We start from the raw sequence: 12,977 nt of genomic DNA on the forward strand, positions 1-12,977 counted from the left end.
GACAGATGGCCGACACGGTCCAGCTACCCACCGTTCCGATCCGACTCGAACGCCGTCCGGCAGCGGACATGGTCCGCGCGGCGGAGGCGTTCGCCGAACAGATGGCCCGCCGCCGGTCGGTGCGCGACTTCGCTCCCGACCCGATACCCGAGGGGGTGATCGAGGCGGCGATCAGGGCCGCCTCGACCGCCCCCAGCGGGGCCAACGTGCAGCCGTGGCGGTTCGTCGTACTGACCGATCCGGCCCGCAAGCGCCGGCTGCGCGCGGCGGCCGAGGCCGAGGAACGCGACTTCTACCAGCGGCGCGCGCCGCAGGAGTGGCTGGGTGCGATCGCCGCGCTCGGCACCGACTGGGAGAAGCCGTTCCTGGAGACCGCACCCGCCGTCATCGTCGTGTTCGAGGTGCACCAGGGGCCGCACAGCCCCAAGCCGTACTACGTCAAGGAGTCCGTGGGCATCGCGGTCGGCCTGCTGATCACCGCGCTGCACCAGGTCGGTCTGGCCACCCTGACGCACACACCCAGCCCGATGCGGTTCCTCAACGAGGTGTGCGGACGCCCGCCGGAGGAACGACCGAACCTGGTGCTGCCGGTCGGGTACCCCGCGCCGGATGCGCGGGTGCCCGACCTGGCCCGCAAACCGCTTGACGAGATCATGATCCGTCAGTGAGGTCCCGGCTGAGGAAGCGCACCAGTGGCTCCACGTGCCGGTCCGGCCGCCGCCACTCGGCCAGCAGATCCTCCAGCAGGTGCTGCTCGGCCACCAGTTCGCCGTGGCGGTACCGCCGGATCACCGGGTGGATGAAGGCGCTCTCCCGGGCCCGGTCCGGGGTCGGGTGCCGCTCGATGGCGAACACGTCGCCGTAGTCGTCGCGGCCCCAGCGCAGGGCCAGGGTGTAGCAGTGCGGGGAGTCGGCGAACCGCTGCACGGCGTAGTCCTCCGGCAGGTCCTCGTGGTGCCGGAAGTCGCCCGTGGCGTCGTCGCGGACGAAGACGTCGCAGAGGTACTCGAACTGGGTCCACAGCGCCGAACTCCAGTTGACCCGGTCCAGCATCACCTTGGTCAGCGAGGCCGGCTCGCCCGACACGGTGCCCACGGGCAGCGGCACGTCGTCGTACCGCTCCCGCAGCAGCCGGGTGAAGGTACGCAGGTTGTACCGGAACCCGTCGATGAACGGCGACGAGGCGTGCTTCACGTCCCGCGCCTGGGCGATGGTGCCGGCGAAGTACAGGTCGTCGACGTTGCTCGACTGCCAGTCGGGACGCAGGCCCGGCATCCGGCCGTCCCGCACCATGTCCGGGACGCAGGAGGCGTCGAACAGGGAGGTGTCCATCCGGAATCCGGTGCAGCGCAGCACCTCGTGGTAGTCGAGTTCGGCGGTCTCGCCCTGCGCGTGGGTGTAGGTGATCGAGACCCGGAACCTGCCGTCGACAGGCCGGATCTCGTCGATGGTGCAGTCGAGCACCGAGTGCAGCGTCTTGAACTGGTAGCTGTCGAGGATCGCGCCGTACTGGCCCCGGACGTCGCCCGGGTGCTTGGTGTTCCAGGCCAGCCGCAGCGGCTGCCGGCTGGCCAGGTGCACCATCGACGCCTTGCCCAGGAGCGACGAGGCGGTCTCGAACGCCGAGTTGCCCTTGCCGATGATCAGGACCCGCTTGCCGGCGTACCGGTCGGGGTCGACGTCCATCTCCTCGTAACCGGTGGCGTGCTCGATGCCCTTGATGTCCGGCACGAACGGCCGCCCCCAGCCGGTCGCCACGATCAGGCACCGCGCCCGTACGACACCCCGGTCGGTACGGACGGTGAACCCGTCGTCGTCGCGGGAGATCTGCTCGACGGTGGTGCCGTAGCGGACCCGGAGCTGGTGTACCCGCTGGAACTCGGCGAGGTACCGCACCAGGTCGTCGGCGGCCGGCAGGTACTCCTGGCTGAAGTTCGGGAACAGCAGTTCCGGATCGTCGTTGAGCAGCGAGTTCCAGTCCCACCGCAGTCGGATCTCGGGGTCGCTGCTGTCGGTGTGCACCTTGTTCAGCGAGATCAGGCGGCGGTGGCGCGGGAACCGCCGGAAGAAGCCCCCCGGCTCGGCGCCACGTTCGAGCGTCAGGTAGTCGGCGCCCTGCTGCTGAAGGTAGTAACTCAGTTGCAGGCCGGCGGGCCCGGCTCCGACGATGACGTACGTGTGCGTGGTGTCGACCATCAGGTGAACCCTTCGGTGCGGAGGCGGTTGCTCCGACGATGGAGTGGACCACGAGATGTGTCAATGGGGCGGTGCACCCGTCAGGATCGGTCGTCGCGCTGCCGACCCGACCGGCCAGCACGGACGACCACGACGGCGGCGGCGAGACTGAGCGCCGCCGCGCCGAGTTGCAGCAGGCTGTCGAGCAGGTCGACGAGATCGGCGAGGTAGATGGTGTCCACGGTGGCCTCCGAGGGGGGTCGGTCCACGCCGTCCGCGCGGTGCGGAGGCGCCCCCCGGAGCCGATGGCGACAGCCACGGGCACCCGCACCGATTATGGCACCCCGCACCGAACGCCGACACCCCTGCACCGCCGGCCCGCCGGCAACCCGGTCACCCGCCGAGTGGCGTCCCGGCTGGCCGGGCAGCACGGCGGAATAACGGTCAGCGGCCCGGGGCCGCGCCCGACCTGATCGCCCGGGTGAACCCGGCCCAGGCACCACCGGTGAAGGCGAGGGTGGGGCCGCTGCGGTCCTTGGAGTCGCGTACGCCCACCTCGCCACCGGCGAACCGCACCTCGACGCAGTTGGCGTTGTCGGAACTGCGGGACGACTTGAACCAGTCACGCTGCGGAAGGGTCACATCATCTCCTTGGCGATCCGGCGGATCAGCTCGACCGAGTCGTCCGAGCCTAACGCCAGCTCCCGGGTCTCGGCGAAGGTGACCACGTAGTCGGTCACCCGAACGGACTGGTCGATGATGTCGACGGAGGTCAGGTTCTCCTGCCAGACCAGGTCCGGCAGCCGGGGCGACGGGAACGACAACACCTGGAACGGGCCGCCGAAGGCGGGGTGCGCCCCGACGGTGAACGGCAGCACCCGGATCTCGATCTGCTCGGGCCGCTCGGTGGCCAGCCGGACGAGGTGGTCGAGCTGGGCGCGCATCACCGCCGGGCCGCCGACCTGTTGACGGAGCGCGCCCTCACTGAGCACCGCGCTGATCCGGAGCGGGTGCTCACCGTCGAGCCGGGCCTGTCGGGCCATCCGGACCCCGACCCGCCGGTCCACCTCGGTCAACCGGATCGTGGTGGTGCCGCCCCGGATCACCGCGCGGGCGTACGCCTCGGTCTGCAACAGGCCGTGGATCGCCTCCGGATGGAAGCTGCGGATCTGGTCGGCACCGGCCTCGTAGCCGAGGAAGCGGAGGAACTCCGCCGGAAAGAGCTGCGAGTACTCGTGCCACCAGCCGCGTCGGGCCGCCCCGGCCCGCAACTGTTCCAACTCGGCGGCGTCCTCCGGCTCCAACTCGTACGCCTCGACGATCTGGGCCAGCCGGCGGGCCGGTAGCTTGACCCGCCCGGCCTCCACACCGGAGACGTACGCCTGGATGATGCCGATCGCGCGACCGGCCGCCGCTGCGGTGAAGCCGACCTCCTCTCGGCGCTGACGCAGCCGCATGCCCAACTCCCACGCCTGTACCACGGGTGAGGACGCCAACTGCGCCAACCCTTCTCGGCTGTCGAACGAGGCCGAGGACCCTCCGGACATGACCACTCCTTCCGCCAGCAGTACCAACGATGAGTATTCATGGCGATACTCTTGATATCAAGTTGACTCGGGTGCATCCTCGAAGTCAAGCCGACAACATCAGGAAGGAACGGTTTTGGAACAGGTGGGTCGCTGGGTGCACCAGCAGCAGCGGGTTCCGCACGCATTCTCGCTGTGCCGGGTGCTCGACGCCGGCACCTTCGAGCAGTCCTACGACCTGCTCGGCGTCGTCCAGGTCACCGTCGACCGCCGTTATCCGGAGAAGCTGCCCGCCAACCTCCGACCGTGGGCGCTGGCCACCTTCACCACCTGCGGGTACGGCTTCGGTCGGTTCTACGCCTCGTACGGCACCCTCGACGACGACGGCGAGCCCGACCGGTCCCTCAGCGAGGAGTACATCGACTGGTCCGGCAGCGAGGTGCTCGCCCCACCAGCGCCGCCGCCGGACGCCTGCTGACCGCCAGCCCGGTCGACACACCGGCGGGGGCCGGTCGACCATACCGGCCACGCCGCCGGTGCGGTCCGTCTCCTGCCCGGCGTCGCCGTGAGCCTGGCCGGACTCGCCGGGCTGAGCTGGTGGTGGGGTCACCGCCGCCGGCACCCGACCAGCTGCGCGGGCGACGGGTGCACCTGCCCGACGACCCGAGCCGCGGCGGTCAGAGTTGGCCGGGGAAGAAGCCAAACCGGGCCAGGGGTTCGACGATGTTCCGTTCCTCGTAGGACAGGTGCGACAGCAGGGTGTCGGTGAGCACGTCCACCGCCTGCTGCAGGCCGGTCAGCCGCCCCGGGTCCCCGATCAGCGCGACCAGGGCCCGGTCGACGCCCTCCACGACGTCGTGGATGACCACGTGTTCCTGCTCCAGCCGGTCGATCACCGGGACCAGCCCCGGATCGGCCCGCCGCAGGTGCGGGAAGATCGCGTCGTCCTCCAACCCGTGGTGCTGGGTGACCAACGTGCAGTAGGCGGCGCAGTACGCCCCCAGCGTCCAGTTGTTCTGCCGCAGGGTCATCCGGTTGAGCGCGCCCCGGGCGTCCCCGGCGGAGACCACCCCCCGGCGGACCTGGTCGAGCAGGTCGCGGATCTCGCCCAACTCCCGGCGTAGGTGGTCGTGCACATCGACCAGGTGCCCGCCGACGGCCTGGGCCTGTGGGGAGTAGACGTGCCCGGCCGGGGCGGGCGGGGCGACGGGCCGGGTCGACTCGTCCCAGAGCCGGTGGTCGCTGTGCCGTACCTGCGGTGCGGGGGTGGGGGTGACCGCGAGCCCCGCCACGCCCCCGGCCCGGACCGTCTCCCGCCGCCCCTGCGCCGGTCCCGTCGCACCGGTCGGCTCCGTCGCACCGGTCGGTTCTGTCGCCCCGGTCGGCCCCGCCGTGCCGGTCGCCTCCCCCGGCGGCGGGGTGGCCGACGTCGAGCCGGCCCGCTCGGCGGCGACCAGCTCGCGGACGCCGGGGGCGACCTCCTGGGCGAAGAGCTGGATGCTGGCGGGGTCGTCGGTGCCGAGGACGAACCCGGAGGTGCCGTGCTCCAACGCCAGGTCGGTCAGCTCCCGCACCCACTGCCGGGGCGGCCCGTCGAGGAAGCCCGCGCCGGTGCCGGTGAACCGACCGGAGACGTTCAGCAACCGCCGTACCCCGGCGGGGTCCCGCCCGGCCGCCGCCGCGCCCTCGTCGACCAGCGCGTTGAGCCCGGCCAGGTCGGCCGGCCCGTTCGGCAGGTACGCCAGGGACGGCAGCCAGCCGTCCGCCGTCCGCCCCACCAGCCGCAGCAACCTAGGCCTGTACGCGCCGACCCAGATTCCCACCGGGTGCGCCGGGGCGGGGCCGCGCTTCGCGCCGACCACCCGGTAGTGCTCGCCGTCGACGCGTACCCCGCCGCGCCGGTCGGCGGCCCACACCTCCCGGATGATCCGGATCGCCTCGTCGAGGGCGTCCACCGCCTGCCCGGGGGTACGCCGTCGGCCCCCGTTGGCCTCGATGGCGTCCCAGAACGCGCCCGCGCCGAGGCCGAGCTCGACCCGGCCGCCGCTGAGCAGGTCGAGGCTGGCGACGCTGCGGGCCAGCACCACCGGCTGCCGCAGCGGCAGGTTGAGCACGTTGCCGGCCAACCTGATCCGGCTGGTCGCCGCCGCCAGGTAGGACATCAGCGTCCAGGTGTCGAGGAAACCCGGCTGGTAGGGGTGGTCCTGGAAGGTGACGAGGTCCAGGCCGACCTGCTCACAGAGCCGGGCGCGGGCGACGACCTGCTCCGGCTGCCGGGCGTCCGGGGTGAGGAAGCCGCCGAACAGCAGCTCGTGTCCGTAGTCGGTCATGACGTCGCCGTCACCTGTCCCCTCGTCGCGTGCGGCGTCGCCCGGCGGCCCGGCGCGGTGGGGCGACCGGCCCACCGTAGCGCCGACCTGCGCCGACCCGCCTGGCGGTCGCGGGTTTCGGGTCCGCGCGGGGCGGGCTGCCGGTGTGCTCAGACGTCGACGGTGAGGTGCACGGCCACCCGGTCGCCCACCGCGAGCCCTTCGGCCGCCCGCACCCGGGTCTTCACCGGCACCAGGTAGCGCCCGTCGCGGGGGAACAGCGAGGTCCGCCAGCTGGTGGCCCCGATCCGGGCGGTGACCGGGACCATGCCCCAGCCGTAGCTGACCGAGGCGGACGCCGCCGACAGCGCCGCGCACTCGTCGTCGGGGACGGTGACGAAGTGCCAGGGCGCCGGCCCCTTCCACCACCACAGTTCACCGCTGAACGCCAGTTCCACCGGGTCAGGATAGGAACAGCGCCCCGTCCCGGCCACCGGGACGATCACGACTGGCGGAAGTTGCGGCACCTTGCGAGGCTAGGTGCCGTGTATGACTACGACCTGTTGGTGCTGGGCTCCGGGCCCAGCGGTCAGAAGGCGGCGATCGCCGCCGCGAAGCTCGGTAGGCGGGTCGGCATCGTGGACCGCCGCGACATGATCGGTGGGGTGTGCATCAACACCGGCACCGTCCCCTCCAAGACGCTGCGGGAGGCCGTGCTCTACCTCACCGGCCTGAGCCAGCGGGACCTGTACGGCAGCAGCTACCGGGTCAAGGAGGAGATCACCGTCGCCGACCTGGCCGCCCGCACCCAGCACGTGATCGAGCGGCAGACCGACGTGATCCGCAACCAGCTTGCCCGCAACCGGGTCGCGCTGATCACCGGCACCGGCCGGTTCGCCGACCCGCACTCGATCTGGGTGGACGGCGGCTCCGGCCACGACACCCGGATCACCTTCGACAAGGCCGTCATCGCCGCCGGCACCCGGCCGGCCCGCCCGGACAGCGTCGACTTCGACGACCGGACGATCGTCGACTCCGACGGGGTGATCAACCTGCAGGCCGTGCCGCGCAGCATGGTGGTGGTCGGTGCCGGCGTGATCGGCATGGAGTACGCCTCGATGTTCGCCGGGCTGGGCACGAAGGTGACCGTGGTGGAACGCCGGGACCGGATGCTCGACTTCTGCGACGAGGAGATCATCGAGTCGCTGAAGTACCACCTGCGTGACCTGTCGGTGACGTTCCGCTTCGGCGAGGAGGTCGCCGCAGTGGAGAAGCACCAGAACGCGGCGCTGTGCGTCCTCAAGAGCGGCAAGAAGATCGTCGCCGACACGGTGATGTACTCGGCCGGCCGGCAGGGGCAGACCGACGACCTGGCCCTGGACGCGGCGGGCCTGGAGGCCGACAAGCGTGGCCGGATCGCGGTGGACGAGCACTACCGCACCAGCGTGGAGCACATCTACGCGGTGGGTGACGTGATCGGCTTCCCGGCGTTGGCGTCCACCTCGATGGAGCAGGGCCGGATGGCCGCGCAGCACGCCTGCGGCGAGCCGGCCCGCGAACTCCAGGAGTTGCAGCCGATCGGCATCTACACGATTCCGGAGATCAGTTTCGTCGGCAAGACCGAGGAGGAGCTGACCAACAGCTCCACCCCGTTCGAGGTCGGCATCGCCCGCTACCGCGAGCTGGCCCGGGGGCAGATCGTCGGCGACTCGTACGGCATGTTGAAACTGCTCGTCTCCCCGCAGGACGGCCGGCTGCTCGGGGTGCACGTGTTCGGCACCGGCGCGACCGAGATCGTCCACATCGGGCAGACCGTGATGGGCTGCGGTGGCACGGTCGACTACCTGATCGACACGGTCTTCAACTATCCGACCCTGTCCGAGGCGTACAAGGTCGCCGCCCTGGACGCGGCCAACAAGATCCGCAACATCACCCGGATCGACGGCTGACCCGCCCGCCCGGTGCGGGCACCGCGATCCTGCGGGACCCGCACCGGTGGGTGGGGACGGTCACCGGCCCCGGCACGCGGGGTGACGCACGGCAGGTCGGCGACTACGCTCGACGGGTAGTCAGCAGCCGATCGACAGGGCCCGCCGTGATGCCGAGAAGTCCCACAGTGGACGGGCAGTCGCCGGGTGACAGCCGCCGCCGGAGCCTCGGGGCGTTGCTGCGGCGGGTGCATCTCGGTGGCCCGGTGTCGCGGGCCGGCCTGGCCGAGTGGCTGGGCGTCAACCGCAGCACGGTCCTGGCGCTCACCACGGAACTGGTCGCGGCCGGCCTGGTGCGGGAGGACTCCGCCGAGCTGACCGGGCGGGCCGGGCGACCGTCCCTGATGGTCCGGCCGGCCGCCGACCGGGTCTACGTGATCGCCTTCGACATCGCGGTGGACCGGCTGGTCGCAGCCCGGGTGGGGCTGGGCGGGGCGATCCAGGATCGCCGCGAGGCGCGCCGGGCCCGCGCGGGCGTCGACCTGGACACCGTCGTGCGGGTGCTGGCCGACCTCGGCCGGCAGCTGCACGCCACGGCGGCGTCGGGGGCGGCCTGCGTCGGGATCGGCGCGTCATACTGCGGGATGATCCGGCCGGGCGACGGGATGGTGCGCTTCGGGCCGGACATGGGCTGGGTGGACCAGGCGTTCGGCGCGGAGCTGGCCCGCCGGCTCGATCTCGGCCTGCCGGTCCTGGTCGGCAACGAGGCCCACCTGGGCGCGGTGGCCGAGCACCGGCGCGGGGTGGGCGTCGGGGTGGACAACCTGGTCTACCTGCACGGCGACGTCGGGGTCGGCGGCGGGATCATCGTGGGCGGCGAGCTGCTCGGCGGCGACGGCGGGTACGGCTCCGAGGTCGGTCACATGCTGGTCAACCCGTACGACGGCAGACCCTGCGGGTGTGGCTCACGCGGCTGCCTGGAGGCCGAGGTCGGCGAGCGGGCGCTGCTCGACGCCGCCGGTCGGCCCCGCGACCGGATCGGCCGGGACGCGGTCCGCGAGGTGGTCGACGCGGCGGACCGGGGCGATCCGGCGGCCCGGGAGGCGCTGCGGACCGTCGGCGACTGGCTCGGTATCGGGGTGGCGAACGTGATCAACCTGTTCAACCCCGGCATGGTGATCTTCGGCGGGATGCTGCGGGAGGTGTACCGGGGCTCGGCGGCGCACGTGCGGGAGCGGATCGCCGTCAACGTCCTGCCGGTCTCGCGTACCCGGGCGCGGTTGCGGGTGTCCGCCCTCGGCGACGACGCCACCCTGGTCGGCGCGGCGGAACTCGGCTTCACCCGGCTGCTCACCGACCCGTTGGGGACGCCGGTCGGCTGAGCGGCCGGCCGAAAACCGGTTGGCGGAAGCGGTCCGGTGGGCCAGGCTGACGGGCATGACGTACTGACGGACACCCCCGCATCCCGCACGCCCGTGCCGCGCCACCGCGCCGTCGCGCCGCCGCCCGCCATCGTGCCGCCGGCTGCCATCGTGCCGCCGCGTGCCGTCCGTCGTTCCCGTCACCCGAAACGAGCATTCGTGTCCGCACAGCATTCCCCGCCGTCCCCGACCACGGCCACCGTCACCGTCTTCGCCTCCCCCGAGAGCTGGATCGAGTCCGACGCCGTGCGGCAGTGCCACCAGGTGGCCGCACTCGACGGCATGCGGCACGTCGCCGCCATGCCCGACCTGCACCCGGGCAAGGGCGCCCCGATCGGCGCGGCGATGGCCTCGACCGTGCTCTACCCGCACCTGGTGGGCTCCGACATCGGGTGCGGCATAGCCGTCTTCCCGATCGGCCTGAAGCGGGCCGTACCCGAGCGGATCGCCGCCCGGTTCCCGGACCTGGACCGGTCGCCGGACCCCGACGACCCGGCCTGGGCCGTCGCGCCCGGCGGGCCGCCCGCCGGTCACGTCGAAGGGCTCGGCACGGTCGGTCGGGGCAACCACTTCGTCGAACTGGCCCGGATCGACACCGTCCTCGCGGCGGACCACACGGACCGGCTCGGGCTCGTCGCCGGTGACCTCGTGCTCGTCGTGCACAGCGGGTCGCGGGGCCTGGGCGAGCGGATCCTGCGGGCGCACACCGAGGCCCACGGCGCGGGGCCGGCCCCCGACCCGGCCGGCTACCTGGCGCGGCACGACGAGGCGGTCCGCTGGGGCGCGCTCAACCGGCGTGTGCTGGCCGCCCGGGTCGCCCACGCCCTGGGGGCCGAACCCACCGAGCCGGTCGTCGACCAGTGCCACAACCTGGTCGAGGTCCGCGATGGCGAGTACCTGCACCGCAAGGGGGCGGCCCCGGGCGACGGCCGGGACGTGCTGGTCGCCGGCACCCGGGGCACCCCGTCGTACCTGGTGGCCGGGCACGCCGGCCCGGCGGCCAACCACTCCGTGGCGCACGGCGCGGGGCGGAAGATGTCCCGCGCCGACGCGCTGCGCCGGGGCCGTGCCAAGCACACCGTCGCGCAGTTGCGGCGTACGCCGGTGGGTTCGCTGGTGGTGTGCGGCGACCGGCAACTGCTGTTCGAGGAGGCGCCGACGGCCTACAAACGCATCGAGCAGGTGATCGCCGACCTCGTCGCGCACGACCTGGCCACCCCGGTGGCGAGCACCGTCCCGCTGGTCACCTACAAGACGCCCGACCTTGGGCCGGACCGCCGGGACGAGCGTCGGCGGGGTCGTAGGTGAGCGTCCACCTGCTACTGTCGGCCGGGCGCGGTCCACAGGAGTGCGAGTGGGCGGTGGCCCGGCTGCTGGGCCGGTTGGCGGCCGACGCCGCCCGGCACGGGGTGGACAGCCATCGGGTCGAGTCCGTCGCCGGCGACCGACCGGGCACCTACCGGTCGGTCCTGCTCCGGCTCGACGGGCCCGACGCGGCGACGTTCGCCGCCGGGTGGACGGGCACCCTGTGCTGGCAGGCGCCCAGCCCGTACCGGCCGGGGACCGGTCGGAAGAACTGGTACGTCACCGCCCGACCGTGCCGGGTGGACACCCCGAGCACCGCATTCGTCGAGGCCGACGTGTACGTCGTCGCCTGCCGTACCGGGGGACCGGGCGGTCAGCACCGGAACAAGGCCAGCACGGCGGCGCGGGCGACCCACCGCCCTTCCGGCACCGTCGTGGTGGTCGACAGCGAACGGCAGTTCAGCCTCAACCGCGCCGCCGCGCTGCGTCTGCTGCGGCAGCGTCTCGCCGAGGGTGACGCGCGTGCCGGCCGCGCCGTCACCGCCGCCCGCCGACGCCTGCACGACGAACTCGTCCGGGGCGACGCCGTGCGGGTCGAACGTCCCCGGCCGCCCGCCGCGACCGGGGCCGGTGTCAGGAGCCGTTCCGCAGGTCGGCCAGCCGGTCGCGGGTGAAGCGGAGGTTGTCGAAGACGACCCGGCAGCCGTCGCCGGTCGGCGACTGCGCCTCCAGGCCGATCGTGGCGGCGGTGGCCGCGCCGTCGATGCCGAAGTAGCGGACCATCCGCCAGGTCCGCCCGTCGACCGAGGCGTGGTACGCGAACGCGTGGTCGATCCGGGACACCCGCAGCCAGACCGCGCGGGCGTCGACGACGAAGGCGTTGGCGTCGTCGGCGGCGCCCCGGGCGACCACCGAGACGATCATCGGTTCGCCGTCGGGAGAGAGTTCGAAGCAGAGCTTGCCCCAGTGCCGCTCGTCGACCCAGAGCAGCAGCACCCCGGCGTCGTAGGTGGCCGCGAAGTCGACGGTGACCCGGGCGCTGAACTGGAAGTCACCGTCGGGGGGCAGGCCGAGCAGGGTCGCCGCGTCGAGGGTCGCCCCGACCGCCGGGTCACCCGCCGCCGGGTCGATGAAGATGTCGCTGCGCGGGGCTGCCGAGCCGGTCACCACGCCGTCGGCCTCGACGATCGTCCACGCCGCCTCGGGTGACGGTGACAGGGCGAACGGCAGACCCGGGACGGTGCGGGTGGTGGTCATGACAGCCATTATCCGCCGCGGCCCCCCACGCGCGTCGCCCCGGTGGCGCGTCCGGGTGACGGTGCGCGACCGGGAACAGCGGGACCGGCGGACGCCGACCCCCGGCTCCCGCACCGGGCCGGTACGCACCGTCGTCGGCCGGGCCGCCTAGGGTGAGGGCATGGTAGAGCGAGGTCTGACCCTGATGGCGGTGCACGCGCACCCGGACGACGAGGCGACGAGCACCGGTGGCGTGTTGGCCCGGTATGCGGCGGAGGGCATCACGACGGTGTTGGTGACCTGCACCGACGGTGGTTGCGGCGACGGCCCCGGCGGGGTCAAGCCGGGCGAGCCGGGGCACGACCCGGCGGCGGTGGTGGCGATGCGGCAGGCCGAGTTGGAGGCCAGCTGCGCGGCGTTGAAGGTCAGTCACCTGGAGACGCTCGGCTACGCCGACTCCGGGATGATGGGCTGGCCGAACAACGAGTCGCCCGGCGCGTTCTGGACCACGCCGGTGGCGGAGGCGGCGCAGCGGCTGGCGGAGCTGATCCGTCGGTACCGGCCGGACGTGGTGGTCACCTACGACGAGAACGGCTTCTACGGCCACCCCGACCACATCCAGGCCCACCGGATCACCATGGCCGCCGTCGAGATGACCGACATCCCGGCGAAGGTCTACTGGACCACGGTGCCGCGCACGGCGTTCGCGGAGTTCGGCCGGGTGATGAAGGAGTTGGGCGTCGAGTGGGCCGAGCCGGACGCGCAGGACGCACCGGGGCCGCAGCTCGGCCTGCCCGACGACGAGATCACCACCTGGGTGGACACCAGCAGCTACGGCAACCAGAAGTTCGACGCGCTGGCCGCCCACGCCAGCCAGACCGAGAACATCTTCTTCCTGCGGATGGGCCGGGACCGGTTCGTCGAGCTGATGGGCCGGGAGACCTTCGTCCGGGTCCGCGACACCACCGGGGCGGCACTGCCGGAGGACGACCTGTTCGCCGGTCTGCGCTGACCGGTCCGGCGATTGTTGCCGGGGTGTTCCAGCTGTAACCGGGACGGAACACCCCGGGGGGTGAC

Annotated in this window: 14 protein-coding genes; 7 read left to right on the top strand and 7 right to left on the bottom strand. The window is 72.6% G+C overall.

Features of this window, described 5'->3' with window-relative positions; genetic code table 11:
• Positions 1–68: 68 nt before the first annotated feature.
• A complete protein-coding gene (locus ACWCHM_RS13265) occupies positions 69–668 on the top strand; it encodes a nitroreductase family protein (RefSeq protein ID WP_239485903.1) in 600 nt (199 codons plus the stop codon).
• Here ACWCHM_RS13265 and ACWCHM_RS13270 read toward each other — a convergent pair.
• From ACWCHM_RS13270 to ACWCHM_RS13285, 4 genes are all read right to left on the bottom strand, one after another.
• Positions 652–2,196, bottom strand: a complete 1,545-nt coding sequence (locus ACWCHM_RS13270; RefSeq protein ID WP_454222605.1) for an NAD(P)-binding domain-containing protein — start codon at positions 2,194–2,196, stop codon at positions 652–654. The genes ACWCHM_RS13265 and ACWCHM_RS13270 overlap by 17 nt on opposite strands.
• Before the next feature lie 80 nt (positions 2,197–2,276).
• Positions 2,277–2,417 (bottom strand): hypothetical protein, encoded by a 141-nt coding sequence (locus ACWCHM_RS13275; protein ID WP_454222606.1) that lies wholly within the window; start codon positions 2,415–2,417, stop codon positions 2,277–2,279.
• 202 nt (positions 2,418–2,619) lie between these two features.
• Positions 2,620–2,817 carry a DUF397 domain-containing protein gene (locus ACWCHM_RS13280; RefSeq protein ID WP_454222607.1) on the bottom strand — a complete coding sequence of 66 codons (198 nt, stop codon included), beginning with the start codon at positions 2,815–2,817 and terminating at the stop codon, positions 2,620–2,622.
• Positions 2,814–3,722, bottom strand: a complete 909-nt coding sequence (locus ACWCHM_RS13285; protein WP_454222609.1) for a helix-turn-helix domain-containing protein — start codon at positions 3,720–3,722, stop codon at positions 2,814–2,816. Before ACWCHM_RS13285 ends, ACWCHM_RS13280 begins: the two co-directional genes overlap by 4 nt.
• 115 nt (positions 3,723–3,837) lie before the next feature.
• Here ACWCHM_RS13285 and ACWCHM_RS13290 point away from each other — a divergent pair, with 115 nt between their 5' ends.
• Complete coding sequence (locus tag ACWCHM_RS13290; protein WP_454222610.1) at positions 3,838–4,179, top strand: hypothetical protein; 342 nt, start codon at positions 3,838–3,840, stop codon at positions 4,177–4,179.
• 199 nt (positions 4,180–4,378) lie between these two features.
• Here ACWCHM_RS13290 and ACWCHM_RS13295 read toward each other — a convergent pair whose 3' ends face one another.
• Entirely contained in the window at positions 4,379–6,031 is a 1,653-nt protein-coding gene (locus tag ACWCHM_RS13295) for an LLM class flavin-dependent oxidoreductase (RefSeq protein WP_454222611.1), read from the bottom strand.
• 149 nt (positions 6,032–6,180) lie between these two features.
• Positions 6,181–6,468 (bottom strand): DUF1905 domain-containing protein, encoded by a 288-nt coding sequence (locus ACWCHM_RS13300; RefSeq protein WP_454222612.1) that lies wholly within the window; start codon positions 6,466–6,468, stop codon positions 6,181–6,183.
• A gap of 87 nt (positions 6,469–6,555) precedes the next feature.
• Here ACWCHM_RS13300 and sthA point away from each other — a divergent pair, with 87 nt between their 5' ends.
• From sthA to prfH, 4 genes are all read left to right on the top strand, one after another.
• Positions 6,556–7,959 carry a Si-specific NAD(P)(+) transhydrogenase gene (gene sthA / locus ACWCHM_RS13305; RefSeq protein ID WP_204960179.1) on the top strand — a complete coding sequence of 468 codons (1,404 nt, stop codon included), beginning with the start codon at positions 6,556–6,558 and terminating at the stop codon, positions 7,957–7,959.
• 149 nt (positions 7,960–8,108) lie between these two features.
• On the top strand, positions 8,109–9,320 hold the full coding sequence (locus ACWCHM_RS13310; protein WP_454222613.1) for an ROK family protein: 1,212 nt from the start codon (positions 8,109–8,111) through the stop codon (positions 9,318–9,320).
• A gap of 198 nt (positions 9,321–9,518) precedes the next feature.
• Entirely contained in the window at positions 9,519–10,667 is a 1,149-nt protein-coding gene (locus tag ACWCHM_RS13315) for an RNA ligase RtcB family protein (RefSeq protein ID WP_454222614.1), read from the top strand.
• Positions 10,664–11,338 (top strand): peptide chain release factor H, encoded by a 675-nt coding sequence (gene prfH / locus ACWCHM_RS13320; RefSeq protein WP_454222615.1) that lies wholly within the window; start codon positions 10,664–10,666, stop codon positions 11,336–11,338. The genes ACWCHM_RS13315 and prfH overlap by 4 nt, the downstream gene beginning before the upstream one ends.
• Here the strand turns inward: prfH and ACWCHM_RS13325 are convergent.
• Positions 11,298–11,921: a DUF1349 domain-containing protein gene (locus ACWCHM_RS13325; RefSeq protein WP_454222616.1), complete on the bottom strand. Its 624-nt coding sequence runs from the start codon at positions 11,919–11,921 to the stop codon at positions 11,298–11,300. The genes prfH and ACWCHM_RS13325 overlap by 41 nt on opposite strands.
• 160 nt (positions 11,922–12,081) lie before the next feature.
• Between ACWCHM_RS13325 and ACWCHM_RS13330 the strand changes: the two genes are divergently transcribed.
• On the top strand, positions 12,082–12,912 hold the full coding sequence (locus tag ACWCHM_RS13330) for a PIG-L family deacetylase (protein WP_204960184.1): 831 nt from the start codon (positions 12,082–12,084) through the stop codon (positions 12,910–12,912).
• Positions 12,913–12,977: the final 65 nt, after the last annotated feature.

This window comes from Micromonospora sp. SCSIO 07396 (genome assembly GCF_053667945.1).

Bases quoted from the DNA above. Each gene is read 5' to 3' on its own strand.
- ACWCHM_RS13265 (WP_239485903.1), top strand. From the start codon at position 69: ATGGTCCGCGCGGCGGAGGCGTTCGCCGAACAGATGGCCCGCCGCCGG.
- ACWCHM_RS13270 (WP_454222605.1), bottom strand. From the start codon at position 2,196: ATGGTCGACACCACGCACACGTACGTCATCGTCGGAGCCGGGCCCGCC.
- ACWCHM_RS13285 (WP_454222609.1), bottom strand. From the start codon at position 3,722: ATGTCCGGAGGGTCCTCGGCCTCGTTCGACAGCCGAGAAGGGTTGGCG.
- ACWCHM_RS13295 (WP_454222611.1), bottom strand. From the start codon at position 6,031: ATGACCGACTACGGACACGAGCTGCTGTTCGGCGGCTTCCTCACCCCG.
- ACWCHM_RS13310 (WP_454222613.1), top strand. From the start codon at position 8,109: ATGCCGAGAAGTCCCACAGTGGACGGGCAGTCGCCGGGTGACAGCCGC.
- ACWCHM_RS13325 (WP_454222616.1), bottom strand. From the start codon at position 11,921: ATGACCACCACCCGCACCGTCCCGGGTCTGCCGTTCGCCCTGTCACCG.
- ACWCHM_RS13330 (WP_204960184.1), top strand. From the start codon at position 12,082: ATGGTAGAGCGAGGTCTGACCCTGATGGCGGTGCACGCGCACCCGGAC.